The organism is Deltaproteobacteria bacterium (genome assembly GCA_022340465.1).
Taxonomy (GTDB): Bacteria; Desulfobacterota; Desulfobacteria; order Desulfobacterales; family B30-G6; genus JAJDNW01.
Window position 1 is genome coordinate 36,931 of the sequence record JAJDNW010000092.1, and the last position, 7,236, is coordinate 44,166.

Here is a 7,236-nt window from a genome sequence, read left to right on the forward strand (position 1 = left end):
GCCTGGTTGCCAGAAAAAACGTTCAGAATGGGGTGCATGGCTTTAGTACGGTATAGACATGGCAATCGGTTAAATCTGAGGGGGTGATCACATGCATACGACAGCCTTTGACGAGGGAACGCCGGAACCCGGAGACAGACCGGAAAGAGACCCTCTTGACAGCATCAGAGAGATGGTCCTCCCGTGTATTCAGTGCGGCACCTGCACCGGTTCGTGCCCCAATGCGTTTGCCATGGACAAAACCCCCCGGCGGATGTGGCGTATGGTGCTCATGGGTGAGACGGATGCCATTTTCAACAGCCGGACATTCATTCTGTGCTCGTCATGCTACTACTGCACGCTCAGATGTCCGCGCGGGCTGCCCCTGACCGATGCCATGAACGCCCTCAAGCAGATTGCCGCCAGAAACAACCTGGCCAAATACAAGCCGAGCATTCTGTTTTACAAGAAGTTTATTGAAAGTGTCAGGCGTCACGGCCGGGTCAGGGAAATGGAATTCATGACCCTGTACTTCGGTGCGCTCAAAAGCCCTTTGGTGCCCTTCAAGTTCGCCCCCCTGGGCGTGAAGCTATTGCAAAAAGGTAAGGTGTCGTTCCAGGTACCGTCCAAAGGAACGGCGCCCCTGGAAAAGCTTTTTCAAAAGGTGATGGAGTTGGAACGTTGAATAAACCTCAGCGTTGAAATAAACCCAAGCGTTGAAAAAAACCGCGCCAAAGCGCCAATGAGGGAAAGGGTATGAAATACGTATACTATCCCGGCTGTTCACTGGAAGGAACCGCCAGGGAATATGATCTGGCCACCCGTGCCATGCTGCAGGCCGTTGGTGTCGAATTAATCGAAATAGAAAACTGGACATGCTGCGGCGCCAGCGCAGCGGAACCCATCAGTCGTCTTTTATCCCTTGCCCTGCCCGCCAGAAATATCGCCTTGGCGGAAGCGCATACCGACATCGATGACATTCTCGTACCGTGCAGCGCATGCTACCTCAATCTGAAAAAAGTTACCGAAACCGTCAAAAAGGAGCCTGCAACCCTCTCAACCCTCAACGGTGTTCTGGCCGAAGAGGGGCTGGAATTGAAGCGGCCGATGAATGTGCGGCACCTTCTGGATGTGCTTGCCAACGATCTCGGCGCCCGGCCCATAGGGGACCGGCTGCAAACCCCTATGTCCGGTTTCTCAATTGCCCCGTATTACGGTTGTCAGTGCCTGCGGCCTTACGCCGATTTCGACGATCCTGAAGCGCCGACATCCATGGAGGCCCTGATCGAAGCCACGGGCGCAACCGTGTTCGATTGGGAAATGGGGGGCAGATGCTGCGGCGCTTCCCACATGAACACCAAAATGGACGTCGCCCTGGAGCTGGTCGGTGCCATTCTGGAAGCCGCCCACGGGGCGGATGCCATCGTAACGGTTTGCCCCATGTGCCAGATGAACCTGGAGGCCTATCAGAAAAAAATATCGGGAATGCATCGTAAAAACCTGCAGGTGACGATTCTTTACCTGCCCCAACTGCTGGGCTTGGCCATGGGGCTGCAGGACAGGTCATTGGGCCTTGGGCTGAATCTGGCCGTCACCGGCGGATTCAACTCCAAGTGGCACCGTGCCGTCGAAGCGGCATGATGACCTTTTAGAAAATTATGGATCTAGCTACAGCATTAAGGCGCGGGCCGGCAAGCAAACCTTCGTTGGTAGATAGTACCGAAAAATTATGCTGAACATTTTTAGCAAAATCCGACGACGACTCGTATCGAAGCTGATCCTCACAGTAGGGTTCGTCTTTCTGTTCTCGATCACGACGTGGGCCTATTTCAACATCGATTATCAAAAAGAAAAGCTCATGCAGAACATCGTCAATGCAACCGACAGGCTGACGTCCACCATACGCCTGGGCACCCACTATGCCATGATGCTCAATTCCCGGGACGACATCAACCAGATCATCACCAATATCGGGAAACAGCCCGAAATAAAACACATCCGCATCTACAACAAATCGGGTGAAATCAAATACTCCAACCACGCATCGGAAGTAAACTCGGCCACCAACATCAAGGCGGAAGCCTGCAATATCTGCCACCGCTCGAAACCGCCTCTGACCGAACTGGCGCTGAACCGGAGAACCCGGTTTTTCAACGACCCGTCCGGAGAACGGCTCCTGGGCATCATCAGCCCGATTCGCAACGAGCCCGGTTGTGCAGAGGGCTGCCATGTGCACCCTGAAAACAAGAAAATCCTGGGCGCCCTGGACCTGGTTGTCTCCCTGAAGGAAACCGACCGGGAGATTATCATCGCCCAGAGAAGAATCTTCGTGCTGGCCTTTACCGTCTTTCTGCTCACCTCGATCATCATTCTGGTTTTCGTGCTGACCTTCGTAAACCGCCCCATTAAAAAACTGATCGAAGATACGCGCCTGATTGCCCAGGGGAAATATCCCGGAGAAGTCGAAATAGATCGGGAGGACGAGATGGGGCAACTCGCAGCCGCCATCCACCAGATGAGCGAAAAAATCGCGCAGAAACAGGCCGCCCTGAACCAGCAGAGGGATGAATACATGGACCTTTTCCAGCGGGTTCCCTGCCTGATCACGGTTCAAGACCGGTCCTTCAAACTGATCCGCTACAACCAGGAGTTCGCCGACAAATTCGACCCCCAGCCGGGAGAGCACTGCTACGAAGCCTACAAAGGCCGTTCCGAAAAATGCCGGTCGTGTCCGGTAGAAAAAACGTTTAGCGACGGGCAATCCTACTCCACGGAAGAGACGGGTGTGGACAAAGACGGGTCCATCAAGCATTGGATCGTCAGGTCATCCCCCATTTTCAACGAAAAGGGCGACATCGTGGCCGCCATGGAAATATCCCTCGACATCACCGCCAGAAGGCTTCTGGAAGTCGAGTTGGAACAATCCGAAAAAAAATACCACGCCATTTTCAACAATATCCCCAACCCGGTGTTTGTCCTCGACCAGAACAACTTCGAAATCCTGGACAGCAACAACAGCGTGGCAACCGTGTACGGTTACACCGCGGACGAGATCAGGGGGCGCACCTTCCTGGAGCTGTTCCGAACCGACGAAACCGAGCACTATGCCTTCAAGCTGCGCACCGCCTCCATCATCAACCAGGCCCGGCACATCGGAAAGGACGGCAAGGAGCTGTTCGTCAACATCCGCATGTCACCCTCGGAGTACTCCGGACAGCGGGTGCTCCTGGTAACCACCAGCGATATCACCAAACGCCTGGAGACCGAACAGCAGTTGATCCAGGCCAGCAAAATGGCCACCCTGGGCGAGATGGCCACCGGCGTCGCCCACGAACTCAACCAGCCGCTTTCGGTCATCAAAACGGCCTCCAGTTTCCTGGTGAAAAAGCTCAACACCCAACAGCCCATCGCGGAGCAAATCCTGGCAACCATGCTCGAAAAGGTCGATGGCAACGTTGACCGGGCCACCAAGATCATCAATCACATGCGACAGTTCGCCAGAAAATCGGATGTGGCCATGGAAAAAGTCGATGTCCATTCGGTGCTGGAAAGCGCCTTTGAAATCTTCAGCCAGCAGCTCAAAGTGCGGGGCATCGAGATCCTGCGCGAGTTCTCCCCGGACCTGCCCAGGGTAAAAGCCGATCCCGGCCGCCTGGAGCAGGTGTTTATCAATCTGCTGCTCAACGCCAGGGACGCCATCGAGGAACGCTGCAGCGGCCAGCCAGGCAGCGACCAGGAAAAAAGCATCCTCTTGAAAACCTACGCCGACCGGGACCATGTGACCGTCGAGATCTGCGACACCGGCGTGGGCATACCGCCCGATATCGTGGAAAAGGTTTTCGAACCCTTTTTCACCACCAAAGAGGTCGGCAGGGGCACCGGCCTGGGACTGTCGATCAGCTACGGGATCGTCAAAGACTGCGGCGGGGAAATCATGGCCGTGCCCAATCGAGGCCGGGGAACCTGTTTTCGCCTTGTCTTCCCCGCCCTGAAACCACCGGCGCAACCCGAATAGAGGCCGGCGCTCAGAATCACGGCGGTCGAAGGCCTAAGATGAACGTCCAACATCGAAAGCTGAACATCGAACTGGATGAATAGATTTTATCTCCTGCACATACAGCAGGAGGCGACATGAGTTCGGGAGAGGTTATGCATGTCAGCCGATAATGAAAAAAACGAGATCTTGCTGGTCGACGATGAAGCCGACATCCGCGACGTTCTCGCCATCGCACTCGAGGATCTGGGGTATGACGTGCTTGCGGCGGTCAACGGTGAAGAGGCGCTGCGGATCTTCAAAACCCGTTCCCCCTCGCTGGTGCTGACGGACATCAAGATGCCTCACATGGACGGCATCGAACTCCTCAAGCGCATCAAACAGGAAAATCCGGAGTGCGAGGTGATTATGATCACCGGTCACGGTGACATGAACCTGGCCATCAAAAGCCTCAAGCACGAAGCCACCGATTTCATCACCAAACCCATCAATGTCGATGCCCTGGAAATATCCCTCAAGCGTGCCGAGGATAAAATCGTTGTCAGGGAAAAACTCAAAGCCTACACGCGCAGCCTCGAGGCCCTCATCAGGGAAAAAACAGAACTGCAGGACAATCTTTCCGCGCTGGGATTGATGATCGGCTCCATCTCGCACGGTATCAAGGGTCTCATCACCGGCCTTGACGGGGGCATCTACCTCGTCAATGCCGGCATCGAAAAAAAGGACCTGTCCCGCATCCAGGAAGGGTGGGACATCATCCTGACCATGATCGACCGGATCCGCAAACTGGCCGAGGACATTCTGCTGCAGGCCAAGGAGCGGGAACCGGAAATGAGGCCGGTGGACCTGCCGTCTTTTGCCGGCGAAGTTGCCCAAATCATCGCGCCCAAAATGGAAAAGCACGGGATCGATTTCATCTGTGACTTCGAGGCCGATGCCGGGGCCGGCATTCTCGACGCCAGATATATCACCACGGCCCTGGTCAACATCCTGGAAAACGCGGTCGATGCCTGTGTCAAAGACATCCGCAACAAAAACAAACGCATCACCTTCGGCCTCGAGACCGACAATCGGCATGTACGGTTCACCATTCACGACAACGGCATCGGCATGGACCTGGAAACCAGGGAAAAAATATTCTCCCTGTTCTATTCCTCCAAAGGGCGCAAGGGTACCGGCCTGGGACTTTTCATCGCCCACAAAATCATCGGGCAGCACGACGGCGGCATCCATGTGGATTCGATGCCGGGTCAGGGGGCGAAATTTACCGTCAAGCTCCCCAGGAAACCGGCCCGGTAAGGGCTCGCGTCGTATAGAAATCCAACCCGGTTAACCGGAAATTCCTATATCGAACACCTAACCCGGATAAACCGGAAAAGACAAAGATCATTTATCACGACTCACGACCTAACACGGGGATCGCCGTATACCGTGCACCCTACACCGTGTACCGTCCTAGTAATTGAAACCCTCACCTTAGGAGAAAATCACTTACCAGCGAAGCCGCCGCTTCGGCATCATCCGGCCCCAGCCAGACAACCTCGGGATCCGCCCTGAACCAGGTCATCTGCCGCTTGGCATAGCGGCGGGTGTCGCGTTTCAATGTTCTGACCGCCTCTTCCCAAACCGCGGCGCCGCTCAGGTATTCGGCCATGTGGCGATAGCCCAGGGACCGCATGGATTTCAGATCCTTTGAATAGCCCTTGCCGACCAGCCCCTCGACCTCCTGCAGCAGCCCCTGCCGGATCATGGCGTCCACGCGCCTGTCGATGCGCCTGTACAGGTCTGCCCTTTCCATAAAAAGCCCGATTTTCAGCGTCCTCAGGCGCCGCCCGCTGAACTGGTGTGACCGCTGGCGCGCGGACAGCGGCGTGCGGGACGTCTCGAACACTTCCAGCGCCCTGACGATGCGGTAGGTGTCGTTTTCATGGATGCGCGCGGCGGCGGCGGGGTCGCAGCTCACCAGGCGCCGGTAAAGATGCTGCCCGCCTTTTGCCGCGGCTTCCTCTTTGAGCCGCCGCCTCACTTCGGGGTCCACTTTTACGGTCTCGAACAGACCGTGTATCAGCGACTTGATGTACAGACCCGTCCCGCCCACCACAAACGGCAGAACGCCGCGTTGGGACAGCTCCAGAACCTTGGCATAGGCCATGCCGGCAAACATTTCCGCGTCGAAATGTTCATCCGGCTCCACCACGTCCACCATGTGATGGGTGACGGCCGCCCGCTCCTCCGACGTGGGTTTGGCCGTCCCGATGTCCATCCGGCGGAAAAGCTGCATCGAGTCGGCGCCGATGATCTCGCCGTGGAAGCGTTTGGCCAGGGCGATGGCAAACGAGGTCTTGCCGATGCCGGTAGGGCCGCAGATCACCACCGCCGCCGGGAGGTCGTTATTCTGAACGTTGCCATTAATCAATCAAAGTAACCCGTAAACCCAAGAATGCGTTTGTTGCCGCCCTGAAAATATCGGAGGCGGCAATGGACGCTATTCGGAATATTTGTCCGGCGGCCACTCCAAAATCCCATATGACATTCCGCGCCGGGTTGCCAGCATAAAATTTCTGGCTCTTCATGAATCTAAATTGTATCACACGGCCGCGGGAAGTTGAGCCGGTTTTCATTTTTTTCACCGCAAATATACAATGATAAGAGGCGGGGAAGCTTGGCGACCGTAGTGCCAGGATGCTGGTAAATCCGGAGCCATAATGCTTCCATTTCATACTAAATTTATCTGAAAAATCATTATTTTAATAATTCTTAGACCTTAAACCCGAAAGCAATGCATCCCCCCTCATTTCCCGTCAAATTTCATTGACAAGCATAGGTCCACCATATAGATAAATTTCTTGGCCCTTTTTTCAGCATATTGGCAAATGCGAATCATATCATCTGTTTGGCTCTATTAAATTTTTGACCGGGAGATACACAATGGCAAAAGATGTAATCGGTTCGGTACTGGTAGTCGGCGGCGGCATCGCCGGAATGCAGTCCGCGCTTGATCTGGCAAATTCCGGCTACTACGTACATCTTCTCGAAAAGTCGCCCGCCATCGGCGGCGTGATGAGTGAACTGGACAAGACCTTTCCAACCAACGACTGCGCGATGTGAATTATTTCACCTGTACTGGTCGAGGTCGGCCGGCATCTGAACATCAACCTGATCACCAACTCCGAAATAGAAAAAATCGAGGGTTCCGCGGGCAATTTCAAGGCCTTCATCAACTCGAAGCCCCGCTACATCAATCCCGACGCCTGCACCTCCTG

The 7,236-nt window shown here is 55.1% G+C and carries 6 protein-coding genes; 5 read left to right on the plus strand and 1 reads right to left on the minus strand.

Translation table 11 applies throughout. The annotated features are described in order from the left end of the window. Nucleotides 1–91: 91 nt before the first annotated feature. From LJE94_13905 to LJE94_13920, 4 genes are all read left to right on the plus strand, one after another. Nucleotides 92–664: a 4Fe-4S dicluster domain-containing protein gene (locus LJE94_13905; GenBank protein ID MCG6911202.1), complete on the plus strand. Its 573-nt coding sequence runs from the start codon at nucleotides 92–94 to the stop codon at nucleotides 662–664. A gap of 71 nt (nucleotides 665–735) precedes the next feature. Then, complete coding sequence (locus LJE94_13910; protein ID MCG6911203.1) at nucleotides 736–1,620, plus strand: CoB--CoM heterodisulfide reductase iron-sulfur subunit B family protein; 885 nt, start codon at nucleotides 736–738, stop codon at nucleotides 1,618–1,620. A gap of 88 nt (nucleotides 1,621–1,708) precedes the next feature. Continuing rightward, nucleotides 1,709–3,994 carry a PAS domain S-box protein gene (locus tag LJE94_13915; protein ID MCG6911204.1) on the plus strand — a complete coding sequence of 762 codons (2,286 nt, stop codon included), beginning with the start codon at nucleotides 1,709–1,711 and terminating at the stop codon, nucleotides 3,992–3,994. Between the two features lie 138 nt (nucleotides 3,995–4,132). Continuing rightward, nucleotides 4,133–5,272 carry a hybrid sensor histidine kinase/response regulator gene (locus LJE94_13920; GenBank protein MCG6911205.1) on the plus strand — a complete coding sequence of 380 codons (1,140 nt, stop codon included), beginning with the start codon at nucleotides 4,133–4,135 and terminating at the stop codon, nucleotides 5,270–5,272. 172 nt (nucleotides 5,273–5,444) lie between these two features. On the opposite strand, the gene miaA is transcribed toward LJE94_13920, so the two are convergent. Continuing rightward, on the minus strand, nucleotides 5,445–6,389 hold the full coding sequence (gene miaA / locus LJE94_13925; protein MCG6911206.1) for a tRNA (adenosine(37)-N6)-dimethylallyltransferase MiaA: 945 nt from the start codon (nucleotides 6,387–6,389) through the stop codon (nucleotides 5,445–5,447). 512 nt (nucleotides 6,390–6,901) lie between these two features. Between miaA and LJE94_13930 the strand changes: the two genes are divergently transcribed. Then, nucleotides 6,902–7,236, plus strand: a 335-nt coding sequence (locus LJE94_13930; GenBank protein ID MCG6911207.1) for an FAD-dependent oxidoreductase, incomplete at its 3' end; no start/stop codon positions are given.